The 26995-nt window shown below is 60.7% G+C and carries 30 protein-coding genes; 16 read left to right on the top strand and 14 right to left on the bottom strand.

What is annotated here, in order from left to right:
• Window positions 1-4: 4 nt before the first annotated feature.
• Genes KI610_RS01575 through lipA form a run of 4 tightly spaced genes read left to right on the top strand, consistent with a single transcriptional unit; the run spans window position 5 to window position 2706 of the window.
• Window positions 5-880, top strand: a complete 876-nt coding sequence (locus KI610_RS01575) for a D-amino acid aminotransferase (RefSeq protein WP_226496976.1) — start codon at window positions 5-7, stop codon at window positions 878-880.
• A gap of 1 nt (window position 881) precedes the next feature.
• The gene (locus KI610_RS01570) at window positions 882-1151 is read left to right on the top strand and encodes a YbeD family protein (protein WP_226403501.1); all 270 of its coding nucleotides are present in this window, start codon (window positions 882-884) and stop codon (window positions 1149-1151) included.
• Window positions 1152-1769: a lipoyl(octanoyl) transferase LipB gene (gene lipB / locus KI610_RS01565; RefSeq protein ID WP_226496975.1), complete on the top strand. Its 618-nt coding sequence runs from the start codon at window positions 1152-1154 to the stop codon at window positions 1767-1769.
• Window positions 1762-2706 carry a lipoyl synthase gene (lipA, locus tag KI610_RS01560; protein ID WP_226496974.1) on the top strand — a complete coding sequence of 315 codons (945 nt, stop codon included), beginning with the start codon at window positions 1762-1764 and terminating at the stop codon, window positions 2704-2706. The genes lipB and lipA overlap by 8 nt, the downstream gene beginning before the upstream one ends.
• Before the next feature lie 95 nt (window positions 2707-2801).
• Here lipA and KI610_RS01555 read toward each other — a convergent pair whose 3' ends face one another.
• The 7 genes from KI610_RS01555 to KI610_RS01525 all read right to left on the bottom strand — a co-directional run bounded on the left by KI610_RS01555 (window position 2802) and on the right by KI610_RS01525 (window position 8148).
• The gene (locus tag KI610_RS01555) at window positions 2802-3338 is read right to left on the bottom strand and encodes a YMGG-like glycine zipper-containing protein (RefSeq protein WP_226496973.1); all 537 of its coding nucleotides are present in this window, start codon (window positions 3336-3338) and stop codon (window positions 2802-2804) included.
• A 3-nt stretch (window positions 3339-3341) separates the two neighbouring features.
• On the bottom strand, window positions 3342-3698 hold the full coding sequence (locus KI610_RS01550) for a hypothetical protein (protein ID WP_226496972.1): 357 nt from the start codon (window positions 3696-3698) through the stop codon (window positions 3342-3344).
• A 102-nt stretch (window positions 3699-3800) separates the two neighbouring features.
• Entirely contained in the window at window positions 3801-4127 is a 327-nt protein-coding gene (locus KI610_RS01545; protein WP_226496971.1) for a hypothetical protein, read from the bottom strand.
• A 10-nt stretch (window positions 4128-4137) separates the two neighbouring features.
• Entirely contained in the window at window positions 4138-5433 is a 1296-nt protein-coding gene (locus tag KI610_RS01540; protein ID WP_226496970.1) for an acetyl-CoA hydrolase/transferase family protein, read from the bottom strand.
• A gap of 115 nt (window positions 5434-5548) precedes the next feature.
• On the bottom strand, window positions 5549-6691 hold the full coding sequence (locus tag KI610_RS01535) for a THUMP domain-containing class I SAM-dependent RNA methyltransferase (RefSeq protein ID WP_226496969.1): 1143 nt from the start codon (window positions 6689-6691) through the stop codon (window positions 5549-5551).
• A gap of 1 nt (window position 6692) precedes the next feature.
• A complete protein-coding gene (locus tag KI610_RS01530; protein ID WP_226496968.1) occupies window positions 6693-7109 on the bottom strand; it encodes a CopD family protein in 417 nt (138 codons plus the stop codon).
• Window positions 7110-7254: 145 nt separating this feature from the next.
• Window positions 7255-8148: an SDR family oxidoreductase gene (locus KI610_RS01525; RefSeq protein WP_226496967.1), complete on the bottom strand. Its 894-nt coding sequence runs from the start codon at window positions 8146-8148 to the stop codon at window positions 7255-7257.
• Window positions 8149-8181: 33 nt separating this feature from the next.
• Between KI610_RS01525 and KI610_RS01520 the strand changes: the two genes are divergently transcribed.
• Window positions 8182-9195 (top strand): CDP-6-deoxy-delta-3,4-glucoseen reductase, encoded by a 1014-nt coding sequence (locus tag KI610_RS01520; RefSeq protein WP_226496966.1) that lies wholly within the window; start codon window positions 8182-8184, stop codon window positions 9193-9195.
• A 60-nt stretch (window positions 9196-9255) separates the two neighbouring features.
• Here KI610_RS01520 and KI610_RS01515 read toward each other — a convergent pair whose 3' ends face one another.
• From KI610_RS01515 to KI610_RS01485, 7 genes are all read right to left on the bottom strand, one after another.
• On the bottom strand, window positions 9256-9888 hold the full coding sequence (locus tag KI610_RS01515; protein ID WP_226496965.1) for a COG3650 family protein: 633 nt from the start codon (window positions 9886-9888) through the stop codon (window positions 9256-9258).
• 97 nt (window positions 9889-9985) lie between these two features.
• Complete coding sequence (locus KI610_RS01510; protein ID WP_226496964.1) at window positions 9986-10831, bottom strand: putative RNA methyltransferase; 846 nt, start codon at window positions 10829-10831, stop codon at window positions 9986-9988.
• A 3-nt stretch (window positions 10832-10834) separates the two neighbouring features.
• On the bottom strand, window positions 10835-11539 hold the full coding sequence (locus tag KI610_RS01505; protein WP_226496963.1) for an ABC transporter ATP-binding protein: 705 nt from the start codon (window positions 11537-11539) through the stop codon (window positions 10835-10837).
• Window positions 11532-12305: an ABC transporter ATP-binding protein gene (locus KI610_RS01500; protein WP_226496962.1), complete on the bottom strand. Its 774-nt coding sequence runs from the start codon at window positions 12303-12305 to the stop codon at window positions 11532-11534. Before KI610_RS01500 ends, KI610_RS01505 begins: the two co-directional genes overlap by 8 nt.
• Window positions 12302-13363 (bottom strand): ABC transporter permease subunit, encoded by a 1062-nt coding sequence (locus KI610_RS01495; RefSeq protein WP_226496961.1) that lies wholly within the window; start codon window positions 13361-13363, stop codon window positions 12302-12304. The genes KI610_RS01500 and KI610_RS01495 overlap by 4 nt, the downstream gene beginning before the upstream one ends.
• Window positions 13360-14283 (bottom strand): branched-chain amino acid ABC transporter permease, encoded by a 924-nt coding sequence (locus tag KI610_RS01490; RefSeq protein ID WP_226496960.1) that lies wholly within the window; start codon window positions 14281-14283, stop codon window positions 13360-13362. The genes KI610_RS01495 and KI610_RS01490 overlap by 4 nt, the downstream gene beginning before the upstream one ends.
• Window positions 14284-14354: 71 nt before the next feature.
• A complete protein-coding gene (locus tag KI610_RS01485; RefSeq protein WP_226496959.1) occupies window positions 14355-15758 on the bottom strand; it encodes a branched-chain amino acid ABC transporter substrate-binding protein in 1404 nt (467 codons plus the stop codon).
• A 122-nt stretch (window positions 15759-15880) separates the two neighbouring features.
• Here KI610_RS01485 and KI610_RS01480 point away from each other — a divergent pair, with 122 nt between their 5' ends.
• The 11 genes from KI610_RS01480 to KI610_RS01430 all read left to right on the top strand — a co-directional run bounded on the left by KI610_RS01480 (window position 15881) and on the right by KI610_RS01430 (window position 26794).
• Window positions 15881-17182, top strand: a complete 1302-nt coding sequence (locus KI610_RS01480) for a GNAT family N-acetyltransferase (protein ID WP_226496958.1) — start codon at window positions 15881-15883, stop codon at window positions 17180-17182.
• A gap of 192 nt (window positions 17183-17374) precedes the next feature.
• On the top strand, window positions 17375-19240 hold the full coding sequence (locus KI610_RS01475) for a HAMP domain-containing sensor histidine kinase (protein ID WP_226496957.1): 1866 nt from the start codon (window positions 17375-17377) through the stop codon (window positions 19238-19240).
• Window positions 19241-19360: 120 nt separating this feature from the next.
• Window positions 19361-22819 (top strand): indolepyruvate ferredoxin oxidoreductase family protein, encoded by a 3459-nt coding sequence (locus KI610_RS01470; RefSeq protein ID WP_226496956.1) that lies wholly within the window; start codon window positions 19361-19363, stop codon window positions 22817-22819.
• Between the two features lie 62 nt (window positions 22820-22881).
• A complete protein-coding gene (locus tag KI610_RS01465; protein ID WP_226496955.1) occupies window positions 22882-23136 on the top strand; it encodes a hypothetical protein in 255 nt (84 codons plus the stop codon).
• 379 nt (window positions 23137-23515) lie between these two features.
• Window positions 23516-23818, top strand: coding sequence for a hypothetical protein (locus KI610_RS01460; RefSeq protein WP_226446887.1), 303 nt, complete (start codon window positions 23516-23518; stop codon window positions 23816-23818).
• A complete protein-coding gene (locus tag KI610_RS01455) occupies window positions 23808-24074 on the top strand; it encodes a hypothetical protein (RefSeq protein WP_226446889.1) in 267 nt (88 codons plus the stop codon). The genes KI610_RS01460 and KI610_RS01455 overlap by 11 nt, the downstream gene beginning before the upstream one ends.
• A gap of 108 nt (window positions 24075-24182) precedes the next feature.
• A complete protein-coding gene (locus KI610_RS01450) occupies window positions 24183-24926 on the top strand; it encodes a DUF695 domain-containing protein (RefSeq protein WP_226496954.1) in 744 nt (247 codons plus the stop codon).
• Window positions 24927-24973: 47 nt separating this feature from the next.
• Complete coding sequence (locus KI610_RS20110; RefSeq protein ID WP_404827453.1) at window positions 24974-25408, top strand: pentapeptide repeat-containing protein; 435 nt, start codon at window positions 24974-24976, stop codon at window positions 25406-25408.
• A gap of 168 nt (window positions 25409-25576) precedes the next feature.
• The gene (locus KI610_RS01440) at window positions 25577-25894 is read left to right on the top strand and encodes a hypothetical protein (protein ID WP_226496952.1); all 318 of its coding nucleotides are present in this window, start codon (window positions 25577-25579) and stop codon (window positions 25892-25894) included.
• A 107-nt stretch (window positions 25895-26001) separates the two neighbouring features.
• Window positions 26002-26298, top strand: coding sequence for a hypothetical protein (locus KI610_RS01435; protein WP_226496951.1), 297 nt, complete (start codon window positions 26002-26004; stop codon window positions 26296-26298).
• Between the two features lie 100 nt (window positions 26299-26398).
• On the top strand, window positions 26399-26794 hold the full coding sequence (locus tag KI610_RS01430) for a hypothetical protein (protein ID WP_226496950.1): 396 nt from the start codon (window positions 26399-26401) through the stop codon (window positions 26792-26794).
• Window positions 26795-26995 lie beyond the last annotated feature (201 nt).

Genomic DNA, 26995 nt, shown 5'->3' with positions numbered 1-26995 from the left:
ACCCATGACGCCCTACGTCGCCGACCCCGTTTACCTGAACGGCCAGTTCAAACCGCTGGCCGAAGCGGGCATTTCGCCGCTCGACCGCGGCTTTCTGTACGGCGACGGCGTCTACGAGGTAATTCCGGTCTATTCGCGTCGGGCCTTCCGGATCGACGAACACCTGAAACGCCTGCAGGCGACGCTGGACGGGATCAAACTGGCCAATCCGCTGACGGCTGACGGCTGGAAGGAAGTGGTTTTCAAGCTAATCGAAACCGCGCCCTGGGAAGACCAGTCGATCTACCTGCAGGTCACGCGCGGCGCCGACGACAAGCGAGACCACGCTTTTCCGCCGGCCAGTGTGCCACCGACGGCTTTCGCCTTTTCTTCACCGCTGGTCACCACGCCGGCCGACATCCGTGCCAAGGGCGTCGCGGCGATCACCGTGCCCGATCTGCGCTGGTCGCGCTGCGATTTGAAAGTCATTTCCCTGCTCGCCAACGTGCTGGCCCGCCAGCAGGCCGTCGAACTGGGCTGCGCCGAAGCGCTGCTGATTCGCGACGGTTTCATGAAAGAAGGCGCAGCGTCGAACATTTTCATCGTCAAGGACGGCGTGCTCTGCGCCCCGCCCAAGACGCAGCTCATGTTGCCGGGCATTACCTACGACGTGATCCTCGAATTGGCCGAATCCCACGGTCAACCGGTAAAAATCGCCGAAATTGAAGAAACTGAACTTCGTGCCGCCGACGAGGTCTGGATGACCTCATCGACCAAAGAAATCCTGGCGATCACGACACTCGACGGACAGCCGGTCGGCACAGGGAAACCCGGCCCGCTGGCCGGACAGATGTGGCAGTGGTACCAGGACTTCAAGAACACCGTAATGCGCAAAGGCTGAAATGGCTTCGTACAAGGACACCCTCCTCGAATTCCCCTGTGAATTTCCGTTGAAGATCATGGGCAAGGCTGACGACAGCCTGGCTCAGGTCGTCCTCGACATTGTCACCGTGCACGCCCCGGACTTCGATGGCGCAACGATGGAAATGCGCGCCAGTTCGGGCGGCAACTACGTCAGCCTGACGTGCACCGTCATCGCCACATCCAAGCCGCAACTCGATGCGCTGTACACCGACCTCAGCGGTCACCCGATGATCAAGGTCGTGCTGTAAGTGCCTCCTGTCGTCAAGCGCCTGGGCCGGGTCGATTACCAACCCACCTTCCAGGCCATGCAGGATTTCACGGCCAGCCGCACGGCGGAAACGCCTGACGAGATCTGGATCGTCGAGCATCCGCCGGTCTACACCCTCGGTCAGGCCGGCAAGCCGGAGCACATCCTCAAGGACGTCGGCATTCCCATCGTCAAGATCGACCGCGGCGGCCAAGTCACCTACCACGGCCCCGGCCAGGTCGTGCTCTACCTGCTTCTTGACCTGTCGCGTCTGAAAATCAAGGTGCGCGAACTGGTCACCGCCATCGAGCAGGCCGTCATCGACCTGCTGGCCAAATACGGCGTCACCGCCGAACGCCGCGATGGCGCCCCCGGCGTCTATGTCGGCGAAGCCAAGATCGCCGCCCTCGGCCTACGCATCCGCAACGGCTGCTCGTACCACGGCGTCTCGCTCAATGTCGATATGGATCTTTCCCCCTTTGCGGCGATCAATCCCTGCGGCTATGCTGGCCTGAAGGTCATCCAGACCACCGACTTCAATATTCCGCTCACCGCTCACGAGGCTGGAGAGCAACTCTCGCAACACTTGCTACAGCAACTGGAACAGAAAAATGGCTGAAAAAGGCGTCAAACAAAAAGGCGAACTCAAAACCGCGCGCATCCCGATCAAGATCATCCCGGTCGACACCCCGCTGCGCAAACCCGAATGGATACGCGTCAAGGCCGGCAACAGCGCCGGGCGCTTCGGCGAAATCAAGACCATGCTGCGCGAAAAGAAGCTGCACACCGTCTGCGAAGAAGCCGCCTGCCCCAACATCGGCGAATGCTTTGGCCGCGGCACGGCGACCTTCATGATCCTCGGCGACATCTGCACCCGGCGCTGCCCGTTCTGCGACGTCGGTCACGGCCAGCCACTGCCCCCCAACCCGGACGAACCGCGCGAACTGGCTGAATCGGTGGCCTCGCTCAAGCTGCGTTACGTCGTGATCACCAGCGTCGACCGCGACGACCTGCGCGATGGCGGCGCCCAGCACTTTGTCGACGTCATCAGCAATGTCCGCGAACTGTCGCCGACCACCACCGTCGAAACGCTGGTGCCCGACTTCCGCGGCCGCATGGAGGTCGCCCTCGACGTCCTCGGCGGCGCCCTGCCCGACGTCCTGAATCACAACATGGAAACCGTGCCGCGCCTCTACAAACAGGCCCGCCCCGGCGCCGACTACGCGCACTCGCTCGAATTCCTCAAGCAGTTCAAGGCCCGCTACCCGGACGTCAAGACCAAGTCCGGCCTGATGGTCGGCCTCGGCGAGACCGACGAGGAAATCCTCGACGTCATGCGCGACCTGCGTGCCCACGACGTCGAAATGCTGACCATCGGCCAGTACCTCGCGCCGTCCGGCCACCACCTGCCGGTGACCCGCTACGTCCATCCCGACACCTTCAAGATGTACGAAGAAGAAGCCAAGAAAATGGGATTCACCGGCGCCGCCTGCGCCCCAATGGTCCGCTCCAGCTACTGGGCCGACCAGCAGGCACACAGCGCCGGCGTCGCCTGATTCCAAGCCATCCGGAGCACTGCTACGGTCAACCGGAAAAAATGGCCAAAAACAAAATGCCCGGCAGGTGATGCCGGGCATTTTTTTGGACTACCCTATTTCACATTGGGCGGCGGCGGAGGCGGCGCCCCCGGCGGTGGTGGCGGGATGCCGGCATCGGTAGACCGTACCGCGCGCGTAGACACCATATTGGCCGGCACCGGTACCCGGTGCCCCTTGCTGTACATGCACTGGATGTAAGCGTTGTCGTATTGGCGCTGGGTGCCGACACCCGAGGCACGTGCCGTGTCGGCGCCGGTTGCACTGCCCAGCAGCAAACCAACACCAGCGCCGGTAGCTGCGCCCCGCGCATCGCCGCCAATGGCCGCCCCGGCCACGGCACCAACCGCAGCACCGACCGCCGCGCTGGTCACCGCCGACTCCCGGGATGCCTCACCAGCCGTCTTGCCGCCAATTTGAATGTGGGCAAACTGCCGGCAATACCCATCGTCTGCCCTGAAATTCTCGATACTCTGCCCTGTTCCCGGCAAGACCATGACACTCGGCCCGCTCGGCATTACGGTACAGGCGCCAAGCAGCAAGGCGCCCCCCATCAAGCCCGCGCGGGGGAGAAGTGATTTCTTGTCAGTCATGATTCATTTCTCCGGTTGCGGCAGAACCTTCTGCCAGCCGTCAGGACATTCCTTGACATACGGGTAATAACCCTGCGCGCTCTTGCAGAAATACCAGTATTGCTGGCCGGCAGTGGGTGCCGGTTCCTGCGCCTGTTCGATGTAAACCTGCGGCTGGGGGGGCGGCACAACGATGACCTGCGGCGGGTAGTAGTAGGGTGAGTAGTACGGCGAATACCAGCCAGGCCCCCAACCAGCCCCCCAGACCGGGCCGCCGATGTTAACGCCGAGACGGACCCGCGGACCATGTGCCGAGGCACTCGTCGCCATCCCGGCCATCACCAAAGCCAACACCACCGTCAGAATTTTTGCCGCTTTCATGGGGAACTCCAGCCTTCCTTGACCACAATTACACGATAGTCAATTTTAGGCCGGACGAGCGATTAAATTTGCTACAGTTTGTAAGCGGAACGCCTGGCGACTTCAGTCGTCCCGGGCGATCAATTCATCGCGTCGGCGGCGCAGCCCCTCCGGCATTTTGAGCGTCGTCCGGTCCCAGCCCTCAAGTGCAAGAATGCCCACCATGCACTCTTCCATCAGTGCATGCGCCCGCATTGTTGCCTCGGCGATGGCCTTATGAACGCGGTGATCGTTGCCCGGATCGACTTCGCAGCGATTCTGATAACGGTGCAGCTCGCGCAGACTGCGCAACTGCACCGCCACCTGCGCCGGGCAGGCGCACATATAGATGGCGCCTTCCTCGATGATCTGCGACAACTCCTCATCGGTAAATTGCTTTTGCAGAATCATCGTCGCCTCCTCAGAGCAATTTCAGACGCTTTGCCGCATCGCGCAGTTCGCCGCGGAAATTCGGATGGGCGATGCCGATCAGCGCTTCGGTACGCTGCTTGGCTGTCTTGCCGCGCAGTTGAGCGACGCCGAACTCGGTGACGACGTAATTGATGTCGTTCTTGCTGGTCGACACATGGGTTCCCGGCGACAGGGTGGGCACGATGCGCGAAATGGTGTCGTCCTTGGCCGTCGACGGCAGGACGATGAACGCCTTGCCACCGTTCGAGCGATTGGCCGCGCGAACGAAGTCAGACTGGCCGCCGGTCCCCGAGTAGGGAATCGGGCCCAGGCTTTCCGAGCCGCACTGACCGAGGAAGTCGATCTGCATCGTCGCATTGATGGCATGCAGGTTGTCGTTCTGGCCAGCCAGATAGGGGTCGTTGGTGAAATCGACCGGGTGCATTTCGAGCGCCGGATTGCGGTGCATGAACTGATAGAGCTTCTTCGAGCCGAGCGCGAAGGTCGCCAGCATCTTGCCGTGGTGGTAGTTTTTCTTGCGATTGGTCACGACGCCGGCCTCGACCAGCGACATGATGCCGTCGCCGACCATTTCGGTATGGATGCCGAGATCGTGCTTGTCGGTCAACTGCATGACCACGGCGTCGGGGATGCCGCCGTAGCCAATCTGCAGCGTGGCGCCATCGGGGATCATCTCGGCGACGTATTTGCCGATGGCTTCCTGGACCGGACCGATCTTCGGCAAGCCGACTTCGAGAATCGGTTCATCACTCTCGCACAGCGCGGCAACCTGCGAAATGTGAATGTGGCAGTCGCCATTGGCGAAGGGCACGTTCGGATTGACTTCGAGCACGACGACACGCGCCCGGTCGATGGCGGCCATTGTGTAATCGGCAGCCAGCGCCAGCGAGAAGAAGCCATGCTCGTCCATCGGCGAGGCCATCGTGAACACGACATTGGCTGGCATCAGGCCACGGTTGATCAGTGAGGGCATCTCGGAAAAATAGGCCGGAATGAAATCGACCCAGCCATCCTTGCCGCCCGGACGCGTCGCGCCGCTGTAGAAATAGGCGGTGTGGCGGACATGGTCAACCGTTTCCGGGTCCAGATAACCAAACTTGCGCACGGCGAGAATCTGCGAAACCTGAACATCGCGAAAATCGCGACGCGCCTCCGACAACGCGGCCAGCAGACTGGGTGGTTCGCCGACGGCGGTCGGCACGACGATGGTGTCGCCATTCTTGACGACGCGAATGGCATCGGCGGCGGACATGCGTTTTTGTTGGTACAGGGCCTGGACGGACATGCGCTATCTCCTGAAATTATTTTGGCAAAACGTTAATCCTCGCATGGCGGTCAGACCAATAAGCTGACCGGGATCAAAACCCCATGCGTATTGCATTGCAGCAATCGGGGCATGTTTATACCTTGCGATTGCTTCCGGCAACCATGCGAATTTCAAAAAGGCGACACTCGAGCGGGCCGTTGAACAGCGGCGTCTTGCGGCTCGGCTTGAGCCCGACCAGTTTAGGCAAACGCAGGTCGGCTGTGAAGAAGAAACAGTTCCAGCCAGCCCAGTGTTTTTTCAGGGCGGAACCGAGTTCCGGGTAAAAAGCGGCCAGCTCATCCTGCTCGCCAATGCGCTCGCCGTAGGGCGGGTTGGTGACGAGAATACCGTGATCGGTCAGTGGTTGCGTTTCGAGCAGATCACCTTGGTCGACCGTGACAACGTTGCCAAAACCGGCCTCCTGCAGGTTGCGCCGGGTGGCGCGCACGGCCTTGTCGTCGATGTCGTAGCCGCGGATATCCATCGGCTCGGCCGGCTTGACGCGCGCTTCGGCGGCCTGGCGAATGTTCGCCCAGTTCATTGCCTCGAAATTGCGCAGCATCTCGAAGGCGAAGCCGCGATCCAGACCCGGCGCGCGATCAAGCGCCATCTGCACGGCTTCGAGCAGGAAGGTGCCGCTGCCACACATCGGGTCGACCAGCGGCGTGCCGGGTTGCCAGCCAGTGATCTTGAGAATGCCGGCCGCCAGGTTTTCCTTGAGCGGCGCGTCGACACTGGCCTTGCGGAAACCGCGCTGCCACAGCGGTTGGCCTGAGGTATCGAGGTACAGCGTGCATTCGTTCTCAGAAAGAAATACGTGAATGCTGACATCCGGGTTACGCGTCTCGATATTCGGCCGGTCGCCGCGGTCCTCACGGAAGCGGTCGCAGACGGCATCCTTGACGCGCAGCGTGACGAAATCGAGCGATTTGAGCGGGCATTTGATCGCCGTCGTCACGACGCGCATGGTGCGCGTCACGTCGAAATGGTTGGGCCACAACTGGCGGACGGCCAGCCGGTAGATGTCTTCTTCCTTCTGGTACGGCCCCTTGACGATGTGCCAGAGAATGCGGGTGGCCAGCCGGGACTCGAGATTGGCGCGGTAGCAGACCGACCAGTCGCCCGTGAAAAATACGCCACCGTGCGTCGTCCGCAGGTCTTCGCCGCCGACGCCACGAAGCTCCTCGAGCAGATGTTCTTCCAGCCCGCGCGGGCAAATTGCGAAATAGGTGCTCATATCAAAATGGTTTCAGGACGACGAGGAAAAGGACGATGAGCAGAACGATCACCGGCAGTTCGTTATAAAAACGGAACCAGATGTGGGTCTTGGTATTGCCGCCACCCTGGAACTGCTTGAGCACCCGGCCGCAATGCCAGTGGTAGAGGGCGAGCCCGGCGACCAGGGTGGTCTTCGCATGCAGCCAACCGCCCGAAAAGCCGTAGCCGAACCACAGCCACAAGCCAGTCAGCACGGCGAACACGCCGAGCGGTGTCATGAATTTGTACAGCTTGCCGGCCATCAGCAGCAGGCGGTCGCGCTCGGCGACGCTGTCGGCCGGCACCATGGCCAGATTGACAAAAATGCGCGGCAGATAGAACAGGCCAGCGAACCACGAAATGACCATCCAGATATGCAGAGTCTTTACGACGAGCATGCGTTTCTCCTTATGCGGCCTGTCTGGCTACTGGCGGAACAAAATGAAAGCGCCGGATTTGCGCTGCTGGCTAGGCGCGAACCGCAGTGATAGTCAAAACTATCACGAGGATGAGCAACAACGCCAGGAGTGCAAAGACAAGCTTTCATGTTGCGACAGTGGCCAGGCAGGCCGCTTTTGCCTCGGCAATCCCGACATCGACGTTCGGGAAGGCGAGCTTTAGTTTTAATTCTGTTTTCAGGCGCTTGTTGCCAATACGCCGCGATTCACGCATGAAGGATATCTGCACCGGCGACAAGGTTCTCGCCGCTTCCTCTCGCGAAATGCGCGGCGGGCGCGGCAGCGCGAAGGCATCGGCGACCCGGTCGAAATACTCGGCCATCTTCAGGTCGGAATCATCGACAACATTGTAGACGCGGTTGGCGCCGCCATGACGCAAGGCGGCGATACAGGTAGCGGCGAGGTCGTCAGCGTGGATGTGGTTGGTGTAGCCATCATCGGCCGCGCACAGCGCCGGAAGAGCCTTGTTCAGGCGTTCGAGCGGCAGGCGGTCAGCGGCGTAGATGCCTGGGGCGCGCAGGATGGAAACTTTGACACCGCTCCGCTTGCCCCATTGGCGCAGGCAACGCTCGGCATCAACGCGCCGACCGGCCCGCGAACTCTCCGGATTCAGGCGGCGTGTTTCGTCGATGTGCGCTCCGCTACAGTCGCCATAAACCCCCGTCGTGCTTACGTAAACGAGACGCCGTGGTAGACTTTTGCTCTTGCCCAAGGCGGCCAGCAGGTTGCGGGTACGCGTGTCGTGACGGCCTTCGCCGGGCGGTGGCGCCAGATGCAAGACGTAGTCGGCCAGTCCGGCGATGCGCTGCAGGCTGCCCCGGTCGTCGAGATCGGCCAGCACCGGCCGCGCCCCCGCTTCGCGCCATTCGGCCGCCCGGCTGGCATTGCGCAGCAGGGCATAGACGCGAGCATTTGGGACAATGCGGGAGAGGATGCGGCGGGCAACGTCCCCGCTGCCGACAATCAGGATTTTTTGCACGCCGGCATTGTAGCCGACGACAAAGGGGATTTTATGAGCTACCAGATCACTGTCCAGCCGAGCGGCCGCGCCTTCAGCGCCGAAGCCGGCGAGACCCTGCTCGACGCCGGGCTGCGTCAGGGCCTGATTCTGCCGTACGGCTGCAAGGATGGCGCCTGCGGCGCCTGCAAGGGCAAGGTCGTCAGCGGCTCGGTTGACCACGGCAAATCACAACCGCACGCGCTGACCGATGATGAAAAGGCCGCCGGAATGACCTTGTTTTGTTGTGCCAGCGCCCAGACCGACCTGGTCATCGAGTGCAAGCAACTGGCTCTGGCCAGCGACATTCCGGTCAAGACCCTGCCTTCGCGCATCGAGAAGCTCGACAAGCTGGCGCCGGATGTCATCGAAATGCATCTGCGCCTGCCGGCCAACGAACGTTTTGAGTTCCTTGCCGGCCAGTACATCGACATCCTGCTCAAGGACGGCAAGAAACGCAGTTACTCGCTGGCCAGCCCGCCGCGCGATGAAAACATGCTGGAACTGCATATCCGTCACGTTCCCGGCGGCCTGTTCACCGAGCAGGTTTTCTCGACCTTGAAGGTCCGCGACATCCTGCGTTTCAACGGCCCGCATGGCAGTTTCTACCTGCGCGAAGATTCGTCCAAGCCGATGATCCTGCTTGCCGGCGGTACCGGCTTCGCACCGGTCAAGTCCATCGTCGAACACGCCATCGCCAAGGGCATCACTCGACCGATGTTCATCTACTGGGGCGCCAAGGCGCGCGTCGATCTGTACCAGAATGCGCTGCCGGAAAAATGGGCGGCCGACCACGCCAATATCAAGTTCTTCCCGGTACTCACCGAGCCGGCGGCCGGCGACGAGTGGACCGGTCGCACCGGCTTCGTGCACCAGGCCGTGCTGGCCGACTTCCCCGACCTTTCCGGCTACCAGGTCTATGCCTGCGGGTCGCCGCTCATGATCGAGGCGGCCAAACGCGATTTCGCGGCACAAGGCATGCCGGAAGAAGAGTTTTTCGCCGACGCTTTCACCTTTTCGACGACTTGAGTCGCCAGAAGAATTTCAATTTTGGCCGTTTTTTCCGGTTGACCGTGGCAGTCAGCTGAATCAACGCTGCCAGGCGCAACCCTTGAGCATCTGGCCATTCAGCTCGACCGAAGCCGTCCACGCGAAGGCACCGTTGGCCTGGGCATCGCGGCAAATGGTCTTTTCAAGGCGGACGGCGAGTTTGTTCTTGTCGGCACTGCCTTCATAGCGGCTGAGATTTCCTTCGTTCCGGAATTCCGTGTACGGCAGCACAACTTCGGGCTTGCCGTAGCGCTGCAGGCGGACATGTTCGCCGCCGGCGACCAGCGCCCAGGCCGGATCGTTGCCGGCAGCGCGCCACGCTTCTTCCTTGCCGCCCGGCATCTGACAGCGCCCTTCGACGCGCGCCATATTGAAGGCCGACGCCTTCAACGTACCGTTATCGAGCACGCCGAGCAGTTCGACGTAGAGCCGCTTGCCGGCATCCAGTCCGACGCTGTTGAGCACCTTGGTCACGCTGCCATCGGCCGAAACGTCCTCGACATTGGCGTAACTGCGGTCGCGGCAGGGCGAAAAAATGAGCCGGTCGCCCTGCTTCAGCATCAAGCCGTAAGCCATTTTCGGCGTGTCATCGACCGGCTTGGCCTCTTCGGCTTGAAGCGTGGCGGAGAGAAAAAGAGCGGCCAGCGCGGCAAGGGAATGGCGAAAGGTCATGGCGGGGCAATCCGGTGAAAGGCAATGTCGGGCATTGTCACCCGTCCGCCCGGCAAATCGTTTGATGCAACTGAAAAAGCGCTGACCTTCCCGATGCTCAGGCGAGGCGCCCGAAACGCGTCAGGCGGACATCCACGGTCACCTCCAGCGCCGTCAGTGCCGCCGCCCTCGCCCGCCCCTCGGCGCTGGCCCGGTAAAGATGCGGGGTCATGGCCAGCAGGTCGGCGATCTGCTCGGCGCCGTCAATGGCCAGCGTGAAACGGACAGTTTCCGTCGACAGCCAGCCAAAACCGGCCGGGACCTGCGTGTCGACGGGACGCTCGGGCTTCAACGCGGGATAGATGATTTCGCGCAGCTCGCGCAGGTGGTCGGGGCCGGCATCGACCTGCAACAGCACGCCGCCCGGCTTGAGGACGCGGGCGAACTCGCCATAAACCGGGAAACCGAACATGCACAAAATAAGGTCGAGCGTAGCCGGCAGCACCGGCAGATTGGCATTGCTGCCGACGATCCAGTTCGGCCGCTTATCCTGCTTGGCGGCGGAAAGGACCGCCCACTTCGAAATATCCAGGCCGAGCACGGCCAGCGTTCGTCCTTCACCCGACGCGGCAGCGAGCTGGCGCAGGTAGTAACCCTCGCCGCAGCCGGCATCGAGGCTTCTGATCGTCGCGTTGGCCGGCAGTTCGGCCAACGCCGCCCGGCTGACCGCCGCAGCAATCGGCTGGTAGTGGCCGGCATTGAGGAAACGCCGACGGGCGGCGACCATTTCCTTGCTGTCGCCCGGATCGAGCGAGCGCTTTTGCTGGACGGGCAGCAGGTTGGCGTAGCCGTGGGCAGCGATATCGAAACAGTGGCCGGCGGCACAGCGCCAGCTCGCACCGTGGGCATGCAGCGGCGCGCCATCGAGCGGGCAGGCCAGTGCCTGAAAGGGAACGATGCTCACGCCTTACTCGCCGAGGTAGGCGGCGCGCACCTTGGGGTCGTCGAGCAGCATCGCCGATTCCCCGTTCAGCGTTATTTCGCCGCTTTCCATGACATAGCCGCGCTGGCTCGATTGCAACGCCAGCCGGGCATTCTGCTCGATGAGCAGGATGGTCATGCCGTCGGCCGCCACAGCACGGACGACTTCGAATATCTTCTGGACCATGATCGGCGCCAGACCCATCGACGGCTCGTCGAGCAGCAGCATTTTCGGCCGGCTCATCAGGGCGCGGCCGATGGCCAGCATCTGCTGTTCGCCGCCGGAGAGCGTGCCGGCAAGCTGGCTTTCGCGCTCCTTGAGGCGCGGGAAATAGCCGTAAACCATTTTCAGATCTTTTTCGACGTCGACCGCAGCATTATGAATGTAAGCGCCCATGTGCAGGTTTTCGAGCACGGTCAGGCGGGGAAATACGCCACGCCCTTCGGGAACCAGCGCTATGCCCTTCCGGATGACGCGGTGCGGGGCGATGCGGGTGATGTCTTCGCCGCAGAAATGGACGTCGCCGCCGACAGCATCGAGCACGCGCGAAATTGCTTTCAGCGTACTCGTCTTGCCGGCGCCGTTGGCCCCGATCAGCGCCACCGTTTCGCCTTCGTTGACGTGAAAGGTGATGCTGCGCACCGCCTGGATGCCGCCGTAGGCGACGTGGAGTCCGGTTACTTCAAGCACCTAGATAAGCCTCGATGACGCGTTGATCTTTCTGCACGACGGCCGGCACATCCTCGATGACCAGCGCGCCGTAGTCGAGCACGGCGACGCGGTCGCAGAGGCCCATGACCAGCTTGACGTCGTGTTCGATGAGCAAAATCGTGGTCCCGTCACGCCGGATGCCGTCGATCAGGTCGCGCAGTTGTTCGGTTTCGGTGGCGTTCATGCCGGCCGCCGGTTCATCGAGGCAGAGCAGCTTGGGCTCGGTGGCCAGGGCGCGGGCGATTTCGAGTCGGCGCTGGTCGCCGTAGGACAGGTTGCGGGCCAGGTCGTCGGCCCGTTCCTCGATGCGGACGTAGTGCAGCAGGTCGATGGCCTTTTGCCGAATCGCTGCTTCTTCGGCCTTGGTCGCGGCATTCTGAAACATGGCGCCGAGTACACCAGCCTTGGTCCGCACGTGGCGGCCGACCATGACGTTTTCGAGCGCCGTCATGTTGCCGAACAGCCTGATGTTCTGGAAAGTCCGGGCGATGCCACGCGCCGCCGCCTTGTCCGGCGCATCGGCGATGAGCGGCGCGCCGGCGAAAGTGAAGCCGCCGCCGTCCGGCACGTAAAGCCCGGTCATGCAATTGAAGAAGGTCGTCTTGCCGGCACCGTTCGGGCCAATCAGGCCGTAGATTTCGCCATGATTGATACTCAGCGACACATCGCGCAGCGCCTTGACGCCACCGAAGTGCTTGGCGACCGCTTTTGCTTCGAGCAACGGTTTTGGCAAATTCGCGCTCATTTGCCGGTCTCCTGCAACTCACGTTGGCGTTCCGGCGAGGGCCACAGGCCGGCCGGCTTGAAGCGCATGACGAGCACGAGGGCCAGACCGAAAACCAGCATGCGCAGGCTTTCCGGATCGACCAGCATCTTGCCGAACATGGCCATCTGCAGCGGCCCGACACCGTAGCGGAGGACTTCCGGCAGCACCGTGAGCAGCACGGCGCCAAGGATGACGCCGGGAATGTGGCCCATGCCGCCAAGCACCACCATGGCGAGAATCATGATCGATTCAAGCAAGGAGAAGCTTTCCGGCGAGACGAAGCCCTGCATGGCCGAGAAAATGCCGCCGGCGACGCCGCCGAAACTGGCGCCCATGGCGAAGGCCAGCAACTTGAGATTGCGCGTGTTGATGCCGATTGCCTTGGCAGCAATCTCATCTTCACGGATGGCCTGCCAGGCGCGGCCGATGCGCGAATTCTGCAGACGCACGTTGATGATGATGACGAGAATGGCCAGCGCGACGAGCAGGAAATAATACTTTTGCGGCCCGCTGAGCGCGAAGCCGAAAATCTGCGTCGTCCCCGAGAACTTGAAGGCGCCAAAGCTGACCGGATCGATCAGCGTGATGCCCTGCGGGCCGTTGGTGACATTGATCGGCGCATTGAGGTTGTTGAGGAAAATGCGGACGATTTCGCCGAAACCGAGGGTCACGATGGCCAGATAGTCGCCGCGCAGCTTGAGCGTCGGCGAGCCGAGCAGCACACCGGCAAAGCAGGCCAGCCCGGCGCCGATCGGCAGGATGGCCCAGATCGGCCAATGCAGCCCGAAGTGAGGGCTCGCCAGCAGCGCCCAGGTGTAGGCGCCGACGGCGTAGAAGGCGATGTAGCCGAGATCGAGCAAGCCAGCCAGGCCGACGACGATGTTGAGGCCAAGGGCCAGGAAAACGTAGAGGATGGCGAAATCGAGGATGCGCACCCACGCCTGGCCGCCGGTCGCGGCAATGAAGGGCAAGGCGACCAGGAACGCGGCGGTGAGCCCGATTCCCACGGTCGACCGGAAAAAACGGCCAAAATTCATGCCCTGTCCCCCGTCTTTTCACCAAACAATCCGGATGGTTTGAACATGAGGACAACAATGAGCACGACGAAGGCAAAAATGTCCTGATAGTGGCTGCCGAGGAAGCCGCCGGTCAGGTCGCCGATGTAGCCAGCCCCGAGCGCCTCGATGATGCCAAGCAGGATGCCGCCGAGCATCGCCCCGGCCAGATTGCCGATGCCGCCGAGCACGGCCGCCGTGAAGGCCTTGAGACCGAGCATGAAACCCATCTGGTAGTGGGCGATTTCGTAATAGGTGCCGACCATGACGCCAGCCACCGCGCCGAGCGCCGAGCCGATGACGAAGGCGGCGGCGATAACACGGTTGATATTGACACCCATGAGGCTGGCCACGGCCGGATTCTGCGCCGTGGCGCGCATGGCCATGCCGAGCTTGGTGCGATAGACGAGGAGCAGCAGGCCGCCCATCGTCGTCGCCGAAACGAGGACGATGATCACCTGGATCATCGTGAAATGCGCCCCCGCCCATTCAAAATTGATCTTGGGCAGCAGCGACGGGAAAGTCAGGTAATTCCGCCCCCAGATGATCATCGCCAGATTCTGCAGAACGATCGACATGCCGATCGCCGTGATCAGCGGCGTCAGTCGTGGCGCGTTGCGCAAGGGCCGGTAGGCGACACGTTCGAGCGCCCAGCCGAGCGCCATGCAAACCAACACCGCCGCCATCATGCCGGCCAGCCCGGCTACCGGCACCGGCATGCCGGCCTTGATCAGCGAACCTGCCACCGTGATGGTGACCAGCGTACCGATCATCACCACCTCGCCATGGGCGAAATTGATCAGCCCCATGATCCCGTAGACCATCGTGTAGCCCAGCGCAACGAGTGCGTAGATGCTGCCCTGGACGAGACCGTTGATGATCTGCTGGAGGAAAATATCCATTTAGTCTTTTTCTTTTTGAACATAAGGAAACGGCACCTTACGGTGCCGTTTCCATGCAGCGGATTACACGATTACTTCTTCTCGACCGCCGCCTTGGTCGCATCGGCCGCGTTCTTGACCGCCTCGGCGCCCGCCTTGACGGCATCCTTGCCAGCCTCGGTCGCTGCCTTGGCCGCATCCTTGACGTCGCTGACCGCTTCCTTGCCGACCGCCGTCGCAGCGCCGGCCACGGCCTTGGCCGCATCCTTCACTTCGGCAACGGCTTCCTTGACTTCAGCCTTGGCCGTTTCCATCGTGCTGCCACCCAGCGTCTCGACGTATTCGAGCTTGCCGCCCGTGTACTTGTAGATAGAAATGGCTCCGCCCTTGAGGTCGCCCAGCGCATCGAACTCGACCATCGCCGTCACGCCGTCGTACTTGGTCTGGCCAATGGCCGGCAGGAACTTGGCCGGCTCGACCGAATCGGCCCGCTTCATCGAATCAGCCATGACCATCACCGCGTCGTAAACATACGGTGCGTAAAGCTGGATTTCAGCCCCGAACTTCTTGCTGAACTTCTCGCGGAATTCCGGACCCTTGGCCAGCTTTTCCAGCGGCATGCCGGGCAGCGAACAGAACTGGCCTTCAGTGGCCGGGCCGCCGAGCTTCATGAACTCCGGCGTACAGACACCGTCGCCGCCGAGGAACTTGGCCTTGATGCCGAGTTCCTTCATCTGTTTGGCCATCGGGCCGCCCTGCGCATCCATGCCGCCGAAGAAGACCAGTTCGGCCTTGGTCGACTTGATCTTGGTCAGGATGGCCTTGAAATCGGTCGCCTTGTCGGTCGTGTATTCGTTGGCCACCACCTTGATGCCGGAAGCTTCGGCCGCCTTCTTGAACTCGTCGGCCAGGCCCTGGCCGTAGGCGGTGCGGTCATCGACGATGGCCACGGTCTTGACGCCCTGCTTGACGGCGAACTCACCAAGGCTCTTGCCCTGCTGGACGTCGTTGGCCATGACGCGGAAAGCCGTGGCAAAGCCCTGCTGCGTGTATTTCGGATTGGTCGCCGAACCGGAGATCTGCGGGATGCCAGCATCGGCGTAAAGCTTGGAGGCCGGGATGGTCGTGCCCGAATTGAGGTGACCGATGACGCCATTGACCTTGGCATCGACCAGCTTCTGGGCAACGATGGCGCCCTGTTTCGGGTCGGCTGCGTCATCTTCGTTGATCAGCTCGAACTTGACCTTGGCACCACCGATTTCCATACCTTTGGCGTTCAGCTCTTCGATGGCCAGCACGGCGCCATTTTCGTTGTCCTTGCCGAGGTGAGCCTGCGGGCCGGTCATCGGTGCGACATGGCCGAGCTTGACGACCACTTCCGGCTTCGCGGCCGGCGCGGCGGGAGCAACCATTTTGGGTTCTTCCTTCTGGCCGCAGGCGGACAGGGCAAAAGCAGCAGCAACGGAGAGGGCAACTACGGAAAGCTTGGCTTGCATCGGTGTTTCTCCTGATCTCTGGGGGGGATAAAACGGTATCCTCCGATTGTCCGGAGGCACCTGATTCATGTCAATCATAAGGTGCTATGATAAAAACGTAGTTTTTCCTTTGAGTGTGCTTGATGCCGGCCTTAGCCCGTTTGCGGTTTTACTTCAGCCAGACTGCACGCAAGCTTTTTGCGATGCTGCCGCAGAAGAGCCGCCATAACGTCTATCGCTCCTTCGTGGATTGCGATCCCGAGCCGAACAAGCGCCTGGTCCTGAAAATCGCCGAGACCAAGGAAGAGCTCGAAGCCTGTTTCAAATTGCTGCACGACGCCTATGTCAGCAGCGGCTTCATGACCCCGGACCCCTCCGGCATGCGCGTCACGGTCTATCACGCCTTGCCGACGACGACGACGCTGTGTGCCAAATTCGACGATCAGGTCGTCGGCACCCTGTCGCTGATCCGCGAAAGCGCCATCGGCTTCCCGCTGCAGCGGATTTTCGACCTGACCGGCGTCCGCGAAAAGGAAGGCAATATCGCCGAGGTGTCGGCCCTTGCCGTGCATCCGCGCTTCCGGCGGACGGGAGGAACCATCCTCTTCCCGCTCATGAAGTTCATGTACGAATACTGCACGACCTTCTTCGACACCCGGCACCTCGTCATCGCGGTCAATCCGCGCCATATCGAAATGTACGAGTCGCTGCTTTTCTTCAAGCGGCTGACCGCCAACGTGGTCGAGAACTACGACTTCGTCAATGGCGCACCGGCTGTCGGCGCCTCGCTCGACCTCAAGCACGCGCCGGAAACGATGCGCAAGGCCTACGCCGGCAAGGCCAACAACCGAAACCTGTATCACTACTTCTGCGAAACCAAGCTGGCCAACATCCAGATCCCGCACCGGCGCTTCTTCACGACCAACGACCCGGTACTGACACCTGAACTGATCGACTACTTCTTCAACAAGAAAACCAATGTCTTCGCCGAGCTGAGCGACCGCAAGAAAGCCCTGCTCCACCTCATCTACGACCTGCCGGAATATCGCAGCGTCCTGCCGGGACTCCCGGAAAAAGGCGCCGCCCAGCAGATTCGCCAGCACCGCCGCTTTTCCGTCAAGTGCCCGGCCCGCCTCAACAACGCGACGCCACTTTTCGAGAAACCGATCAACATCGAAGTCAATGAAGTGTCGCGCTACGGTTTCCGGGCCCGCATCATCGAGCAGATTCCGGCCGACATATGGCTCAACGCCACCGTCCAGCTTGGTCTCAATGAAATCTCCCGACTAACCGTCCAGGTCGTTCAGGAAACCGATGTCGATGACCAGCATTACTGCGGCTTCCGTATCGGCGAGCCCGATCTGGTCTGGCGCAAGTTCGTCACGGCGCTTTACGAAGGCCATACTCACACGGATCTCGATCAGGCCACCCGCTTTCTTCCGTGAGCGCTCCATCGATACCGGCAACACTCCGGGTCTGCGCTTGGGCAAAACTTCCAGCAAAATTGGTCCCGCGGCACTCGACGCGCAAAAACATGGCCGCGATACCCCTTTTGCTGTCGCGGATGCGATCCGGCAGTCGTCTGATCCGTTTAATATGCTGAATCGCGGAAAAACTCTGCCACCGGCACTTTGACCATGTCGCCCTACAGTCTCAAACTCAAGCTCACTGTTGGCGCCATCGGCACGGCGCTGCTCCTCCTCGTCGTCCAGTTTTTCGGGCAATACTCGGTTCTGCGCGAAGATCTCGGCAAACGCATCGAAGCCGAGCAGTTTGCCTTCCTCGGCGAACTGGCCGGCAATATCGACGACAAGCTGCAGGAGCGCCTGCGCGCCCTGGCCACGGTATCCAGCACCGTGCCGCAGGACAGCCTGACCGACCTCGCCGCCCTCGAGCGCCATCTGCGCGAGCGCCCCACGCTGTTGACGCTGTTCGACGACCTCTACATTTTCGATGCCAAGGGCCTGCTCCTCGTCGACTGGCCGATCAAGCCGGGGCGACGCGATCTTGACATGAGCAGCCGGGACTACATCCAGAACGTCCGGAAAACGCTCAAGCCGACCATTTCCCAGCCCATCCTCGGCAAGGCCACGCAGCAGCCCATCGTCGTCATGGCCGCCCCGGTTCTCAATGCCCGGGGTGAGCTTGTCGCCATCTTCGGTGGCGTGCTCAACCTCTACAAACCCAATCTGATCGGCACGCTGGGCTCGCGCAAGATAGGCGAGAGCGGCTATTTGTATCTGGTCAGCAGGGACCGGCTGGTCATTGCCCATCCGGACAAAGAGCGCATCATGCAGAAAGTCGCGCCACCCGGCTCCAACCCTTCCCTTGACCGCGCCCTCGCCGGCTTTGAGGGAACCCTCGAAGGCACCAACAGCCTCGGGCTGGAAGGCCTGTTCACCTTCAAGCGACTGGCCACGACAGACTGGATCATCGCCTCGGTCATTCCGAGCAGCGAGGCTTTCCTGCCCATCAGCAACATCGAACGACGCATGGCGACGATTACCATCCTGCTCATGTTGCTCGCCACCCCGCTGCTCTGGCTCTTTTCAGCGCGCATCTCGAGGCCCTTGGGCCAGCTGGCTGCTGCCATGCGCCAACGGGCCAGCACCATGCGGCCAGGACAGGCCGCCGAACCGGTGGCCGAAATCGGCAGCAGTGAAATCAGTACCGTCGCCGCCGCCTTCAACGAGTTTCTTGGCGCCCGCAACAAGGCTGAACTGGCCCTGGCGGCGAGCGAGGAGCAGCGTTCGAAAATGATCGAAAACCTGGCGGCGGCGAAGGAGTCGGCGGAAGCGGCGAACCAGGCAAAGAGCGAATTTCTCGCCAACATGAGCCACGAACTGCGGACGCCGATGAACGGCGTCATCGGCATGATCGAACTGGCCCGGATGAACACGCTCGACGACGAGACCCGGGAATACCTGACGATTGCCCAGGCGTCGGCCAACAGCCTGCTGGCCATCCTCAACGATATTCTCGATGTCTCGAAGATCGAGGCAGGCAAGCTGCATATCGAACATACGCCGTTTGAATTCGCGCCCCTAGTCAACGATGTCCTCCGCCTCATGGCGCCTCAGATCAAGGACAAGGGACTGAGCAGCGAATGCAGCCTGCCGGCGGAGTTGCCGGAAACCCTGATCGGCGATCCGCTGCGCATCCGCCAGGTCTTGCTCAACCTGATCGGCAATGCCGTCAAATTCACGCTCGCCGGCAGCATTGCGGTCTCCGCGCGGGTCGTCGAAACCGGCACGAACAACATGCTGCTGGCCGTCGACATAGCCGACACCGGCATCGGCATCCCGGCCGACCGTCTTGACGCGATTTTCCATGCCTTCGCCCAGGCCGACAGTTCGACCACCCGCAATTTCGGCGGCACCGGCCTCGGTCTGACCATCTCGAGCCAGCTCGTCGACCTGATGGGCGGCCACCTGACCGTGCAGAGCCAGCAAGGCGTCGGCAGCACTTTCAGCTTCACGCTACGCCTCGGTTTGCCCGGGTAATCCCGCATAGCCGGAACATTGACCGGCGATGACAATCCAATCTCCAAAGCATGCCTTGCCACCACCCCCGGCCGGGCGATGCTCAACAGCGCCCACAAGGCGTCATAACCGGAGACAAAGATGAGCAACCTGGCTCAACCACCCTTGCCGACCGACCTGTCCGCGTCGATTGACGACAAATACACCCGCCACACCGGCCGCGTCTTCCTGACCGGCACCCAGGCGTTGATTCGCCTGCCCATGCTGCAACGCGAGCGTGATCTGGCCGCCGGGCTCAATACCGCCGGCTTCATTTCCGGCTACCGCGGCAGCCCGCTCGGCAACCTCGATCTCGGCCTGTGGAAGGCCAAGGAACACCTCGCCGAGCACCACATCACCTTCCAGCCGGGCCTCAACGAAGACATGGCGGCGACCGCCGTGTGGGGCAGCCAGCAGGTCAATCTCTTTCCCGGCGCGCTCTACGACGGCGTGTTCGGCCTGTGGTACGGCAAGGGGCCGGGCGTTGATCGCTGCGGCGACGTCTTCCGCCACGCCAACGCCGCCGGCAGTTCGAAATTCGGCGGCGTGCTGGTCATTGCCGGCGACGACCACGCCGCCAAGTCATCGACCCTGCCGCACCAGACCGAGCACTTTTTCAAGGCAGTCATGATGCCGGTGCTCTACCCGGCCAATGTCCAGGAATACCTCGATTTCGGCCTGCACGGCTGGGCGATGAGCCGCTATTCGGGCTGCTGGGTAGCCTTCAAGGCGCTGGCCGACACGGTCGAGACCTCGGCTTCAGTCAGCATCGACCCTGCTACGGTCAACCCGATTTTTCCGCCCAATTTCAAATTGCCGCCGGACGGTCTCAACATCCGCTGGCCCGACCCGCCGCTGGTCCAGGAAGCCCGCCTGCTCAACCACAAGCTCTACGCCGCGCTGGCCTACTGCCGGGCCAACGGGCTGAACAAGCTGATCATCGACTCGCCCGCCCCGCGCCTCGGCATTCTGACTGCCGGCAAGAGCTACCTCGACGTCCGCCAGGCCCTCGACGAACTCGGCATCGACGACGCTCTGGCCGGCGAAATCGGCATCCGCCTGTTCAAGGTCGGCATGGTCTGGCCGCTCGAACCGGAAGGCGTCCGCCATTTTGCCGAAGGGCTGGAGGAAATCCTGGTCGTCGAGGAAAAACGCCAACTGCTCGAATACCAGCTCAAGGAAGAGCTGTACAACTGGAAGGACGATGTCCGCCCGCGCGTTATCGGCAAGTTCGACGAGATCGGCGAATGGACGCCAATGCAGTCCGAAGGCCACTGGCTGCTGCCGGCCACCGGCGAACTGCCGGTCGCCACCATCGCCCGCGTCATCGCCGAACGCATCGGCCGTTTCTTCACCTCGCCGACCATCGCCGCCCGCCTCGCGCTGATTGAAAGCAAACAAAAGGCGGCGCTGACGCCCATCGTGCTCGCCGAGCGCAAGCCGCATTTCTGCTCGGGCTGCCCGCACAACAGCTCGACCCGCGTCCCGGAAGGCTCGCGCGCCGTCGCCGGCATCGGTTGCCACTACATGGTGACGTGGATGGACCGCAGCACGTCAACCTTCACCCACATGGGCGGCGAAGGCGTGCCCTGGGTCGGCCAGGCGCCCTTCACGACCGAAAAGCACATCTTCGCCAACCTCGGCGACGGCACCTATTTCCACTCCGGCATCCTGGCCATCCGGCAATCCATCGCCGCCAAGGTGCCGATCACCTACAAGATTCTCTACAACGACGCCGTGGCGATGACCGGCGGCCAGCCCGTCGACGGCATCCTGAGCGTCGCCCGCATCACGCGCCAACTCGAAGCCGAGGGCGTCGGCAAGATGGTCATCGTCACCAACGATCCGGCCAAGTACGCCGAAATCACCGACCTCGCCCCCAACGTCCCGATCCGCCACCGCGACGAACTCGACGCCGTCCAGCGCGAACTGCGCGAAGAACCCGGCGTCACCGTGCTGATTTACGACCAGGTCTGCGCCACCGAAGCCCGCCGCCGGCGCAAACGCGGCAAGCTGCCGGCCATCGCCCAGCGCGTCGTCATCAACGAAGCCGTCTGCGAAGGTTGCGGCGACTGCTCCGTGCAATCGAACTGCCTGTCCATCGTGCCGGTCGAAACGACCTTCGGCACCAAGCGCCAGATCGACCAGTCGTCGTGCAACCAGGATTTCTCCTGCGTCAAAGGCTTCTGCCCGAGCTTCGTCACCATCGAAGGCGGCAAACCGAAAAAAGGAGCGAGTCCTACGGTCAACCCGGAAAATTGGCCAATTTTGAAATCGCCCAAACTGCCGTCCACAGCCCAGCCCTACAACCTCCTCATCACCGGCGTCGGCGGCATGGGCGTCATCACCCTCGGCGCCCTCATCGGCATGGCTGCCCACCTCGACGGCAAGGGCATTTCGACCCTCGACATGACCGGCCTGGCGCAAAAGTACGGCGCCGTCTTCTCCCACCTGCGCATCGCCGACCGACCGGAAGACATCCACGCCGCCCGCATTGCCACCGGCGAAGCGCACGCCGTACTCGGCGGTGACCTCGTCGTCAGCGCCAGCACCGAAGCCCTGTCGAAAATGCTCGAAGGCCGCACGCGCGCCGTCGTCAGCTGCACCGACACGCCAACCGCCGACTTCACGCGCAACCGCGACTGGCACTTCCCGCTGGCCGGGCTCAAGACGCAACTGGCCGACACCCTCGGCACCGATCACGTCCAGTTCATCGACGCCCAGCATCTTGCCAACCGCCTGATGGGCGACGCCCTCTACGGCAACATGCTGCTCCTCGGCTACGCCTGGCAACTCGGTCTCGTCCCCGTTTCCGCCGCCGCCCTCGACCGCGCCATCGAACTCAACGGCGCCGCCGTCGACGCCAACCGCCAGGCTTTCGAATGGGGCCGGCGTGCTGCGGTCGACCCGGAAAAAGTCGCCAAAATCGCCGGCCCGCTCACCGGCCAGCCCTTGCCGGAACAAACGCTGGACGAACTCATCGCCAGCCGCGTCGACCACCTCACCGCCTACCAAGACGCCACCCTCGCCGCCCGCTACACCGACCGCGTCGAAGCCATCCGCCGCCTCGGCAACGACGACCTGACCCGCGCCGTCGCCACCCAATACGCCCGCCTGCTCGCCCCCAAAGACGCCTGGGAAGTCGCCCGCCTGTACGCCCAGACCGATTTCCTGAAGAGCATGAACGAGCGCTTCGACGGCGACCTGCGCCTGAGCTTCCACCTCGCTCCGCCCGGACTCACCCGCCCCGGCCCGGACGGCCGCCCGAAGAAAATCCGCTTCGGCGCCTGGGTGCTGCCGGTATTCAAGGCAATGGCTAAGGCCCGCCGCTGGCGCGGCAGTTGGCTCGATCCGTGGAAAAACAGCGAAGAAAACAGGCTCGACCGCCAGCTACTCGCCGACTACGAAAGCGACCTTGATTTCATCGCCGGGCACAGCCCAAGCCCGGAACTCATCGCACTCGCCAACTGGCCGGCCGAGGTGCGCGGATTTGGGCCGGTGCGCAGCGAGGCGGCGGCGAAGGTAGCTGACCGACGGGAGGCGTCGCGGCAGATCGCGTGAAACACGCCTCCGCTTGCCTTCTGGTTCCCCGGAAATACGCCATACCCACTCGACATTAATTCATGCGCTCCGTATGCTGTCGCCCTGTAAATGATCGTTTCGGCAAAGCAACACCCCGACCGGACGATCTGCAAATTGTCCCCATGGGCATTTCGGGAGGAGAAATGGAAGCGTCCGGTTTCATGGCGACAAAATACTGCATGGATATCCAGCTAAATGTCGAAATCAGCCACCGTGCAAGCGAAACCTGCCGTCCTGTCCGCCAGCTTATTGGACAGATTTCCGGATTAGGCGACAGTTTTGTCGTCTACTACTAGTTAGAAGGTTCTGTCCATTATGGTGTTCAAGCTTCTCTCGCCTTCTCTCCGCAGTGTGCTGGTTTCACCAGTCCGGCTCGGCGTGGGGTGCCTCCGGCAGGCTGCTTCCGGGTTTTACGGGCCCGGCTCAGCCGCTGTCTCGTTTGCTACGGTCAACCGGAAATTTCAGCCAAAAACGAAACCTTCGAGGCTGGGCTGCTTCCCGGCTGCTTGGCGGTTTCCGGTTGTCAGCGCCGGTCGCGGCTGCGTGCCGTTCGCTTGCAGCGCCGCTTTCCCGGCAAACCTTTCTAACACTGCGGTCAAGGCCGCTCCCTTCGGTCGCTGGACGCTGCGCGATAAACCGTCGCGCAGCGCCCCTTACCTTCAACGTTAGGTTCATATGTGGCCGTTTGACCAACCTCCGAACTGCGCGACCGTTGTCTCGAACAGTATTATTGAGAAACGGAAGCCAATACTTAACGTCTCCCACGACGAAGATGATCATGGATGGCAATTTTTGGACAATGAGAGCGAAGAACTCGATGATTTGTGCATTGTCGGCTTAGGGCACATTCTCGAGGTTGATCCTTCTATGGCCGGCCTTGCAATTCTTGAACCAGGGTGGCAAGCAACGCGCGCTGATATCAATTCCGAATGGGTAATTGAACGTATTCCCCCAGAGGAAGAGGTCGATGCAACCTAACCCTGCGCTCACCCTCAACGCAAAAGTCATCCTGACAACATTCAATGGCACCGCTGCTTCGCCAGAAGAGTGTCCGCGTGGCGAAAACTATTGGTTACTTATTGGTAGCACTGGGCATATTGCCGAAGCAAAAAATAAAAATGGTCGTGTCCTAGTTCTATTTGATGAGTCGGTTTCCGGAAAAGGGCTGCATTGTCACAACCCAGTTCCCAACAGTCTCTACATCCTTGAGTCTGATCTAAAAGCAGTTTCATGACGCCGGCTCCCACCATCACACCTAACATTGCGGTCAAGGCGCTCCCTTCGGTCGCTGGGACACGCGGCAAGCCGCGTGCCCCTTACCTACAACGTTAGGAAACAAAAGATGACTGACGACTGGGATTTCTATTTCCTGCAAGTCGATGACAAGCCCGCTTCAATCTACGTCGACCTCGGGGCACATGACTTTGCACCAAATCCGAAACTGCCACATATGGCATATGTGCGATTGCACATGAGAGAACCTCGCGACGACGGTTTGTCCAGCCGGGCGGAGTTCGATGCGCTCGTTTCGGTGGAAGATGCGTTAACTGCGTCTCTGGTCAACGTCGAGACCCAGTACGTCGGGCGCTGCACAACGGATTCCTGCCGAGATTTTTTCTTCTATGTCTCGCACCCTCAAGCTTGGTCATCTCGTGTCGCGGCTTGCATGCTTTCCTTCGATTGCTACAAGTACGAAGCTGACACACGGGAAGAACCCGACTGGTCGAGTTACTTCTCCTACTTGTACCCCTCGGATGCAGATCGTCAAACCATCGAAAATCGACGTGTCTGTGAGGCATTAAAACGAAATGGGGACAAACTCTCCGAACCCCGGGAGATCGACCATTGGGCTTATTTCGCAGATGCAAAATCGTTGACTGCGTATGTGGAAGAGGCGCTTCAACTTGGCTTCAAGGTTCGAGCAATCTCGGCGCCAGACGACACCCGCGACAATCACAGCGCACAACTTTGGCGATCAGACATTCCCGCTCTCAACTCCATAGACGATGTCACGCTGCCATTGTTTAACTTGGCTGCCAAAAACGGGGGTGAATACGATGGTTGGGAATCGATTGTTGTCTCCTAACACTGCGGTCAAAGCCGCTCCCTCCGGTCGCTGGACGCTGCGCGATAATGCGCTGCGCAGCGCCCCTTACCTACAACGTTAGGGCTCACATGCCGCAGGAAAGCGTAACGTTCGCTACCTCAAAGGAAGTCAAGAAGGCTCTTGCCGAGAACGAGGAGATCTTTCGGTACTGTCATTTCGAGACAGCTAAACTGGAGGGCGGAGACTCAGATGGAGTCTTTCTTTCCTGTACTTTCAAAGGTTTCGAGTGGTATTGGGGCATCTTCAATTTGGCATTGTTTGTCGGCTGCAAATTCGAACGCTGTACGTTTCGCAGCACTGCGTTTTCTGGTTGCCGTTTTGTCGAGTGCTCATTCACTGAGTGTCATTTCCTGCCAGACAATCTTGGTGGCTTATGCAGAGCTTCCGAAACCAACCTCTATGGCTGCTCCTCAACAGATTGCGTGGGGTTCAACGAGCTGTTTCAGAACCAAGAGCCCTAACATGGCGCTCAACCTCGCTCCCTTCGGTCGCTGGACGCTGCGCGATAAAGCCGCGCAGCGCCGGTCACCTCTACGTTAGAGGGCAAATCTTTGCAGACGCCCAAGTCATTCACAAGAATTTACTGGCTCGCGTGGCTAGCAGCTTTTTGCTGTTTTGCCACAGCACTGATGTATTTCGGCATTGAGAACACCTTGGGTTCGTTTGCCTTGTTTAGCTTCGTGCTGGGTGGCTTCGCATTCAATTTTGAATTCGGCCGCCTGATGGGTTTTCTCAAATTACATGCTCCATCTTTCTATTCGCAATTACCGAATACGCGATGGTTCGAGGTCAGCGCATTTTTCAACCCGAGACTGCTGCGCACCCCAGAGACTAGTGCTCCCCACTACTGTGCTATGCAAATCTACCGTGCTGCTTGGCAGTTTTCAGTTGTCGCCATCTTTTTACCATTGCTTATCAATTGGGTAGCAAAGGCATATGCCCTCTAACATCACGGTCAAGGCCGCTCCCTCCGGTCACTGGACGCTGCGCGATAAAGCGCCGCGCAGCGCCCCTTACCTAAAACGTTAGACCTTTACATTTACGAGCCAACACAATGGAAAAGAAATTTGTCGAATACAACGGCACCCAGGTAATCGAGGGCTGGCCGGAACGAATCGAAGAGGCCCAGTTGCAGCACACCTATTCAATCGGTGGTTCTGAGCACCAACGCATCCGCTATGGCGATGAGGAAGAAGATTGGGGTGCAAATGAACGCCCATGCCATGATTGCGCAGTCATAAAAGGCCAGTACCACGTAGTAGGGTGTGATGTTGAAAGGTGCCCAACTTGTGGAGGTCAGGCATTTTGCTGCGATTGCGAGTATGACGAAGACGAAGATGAAGATGAATAGCAGGTCTAACATCCCGGTCAAGGCCGCTCCCTCCGGTCGTTGGACGCTGCGCGATAAAGCGCCGCGCAGCGCCCCTTACCTACAACGTTAGATGCGAAGCATGATTCTCGAGCAAGCATTGTTTTTTATTACCCTTCTTGTGCCTTGGGTAATTCTTGTCGCAAACGCCAAGCTCTTTCTAGGGAAACACAAGGTCATTTTCGCCATCGCAAGCATCGCATTCGTTTATGCCTCGCTGATGCTTCAAGTGCATCTCATCGATGCCCGGCTGGAAAAAGAGTTGTACACCTTCGACCTAAATGGAGATGGCGTATTTTCAGGGCTTGAAATAAATCCAGCCCAGGAAAAAGCGATGGCAAATTTAGTTAACGACACGGGACTAGCTATGGCTCCAATTACTGGGGCGATTTTCTCGGTTTTATATACAGCCATTAGCTATATGGTCTATTTTTTTGCATCTTGGGGTTGGTCAAAATATCGTGTCAAAAACATCTAACATTGCACCAATAATAGGGGACAGACCACGGTTTCGGCGGGCGAAACCGTAATATCTCCCCCAAAACCAGTAGGCTTGGCGTTTCCACGGTCAACTGGAAATTTCGGCCAAAATTGAAATCGTCTCGGTTGATGGCTTTCCCGGCAAACCATCCCAACCCAACGCATTCCGTTCCCCCCGCTCGCTAATCGCACCGGCCAA

The sequence above is a fragment of the Ferribacterium limneticum genome (genome assembly GCF_020510565.1).
Lineage (GTDB): Bacteria > Pseudomonadota > Gammaproteobacteria > Burkholderiales > Rhodocyclaceae > Azonexus > Azonexus limneticus_B.
The sequence above is the reverse complement of the archived record's forward strand: the minus strand, read 5'-3'. Positions and strand labels throughout refer to the sequence as shown.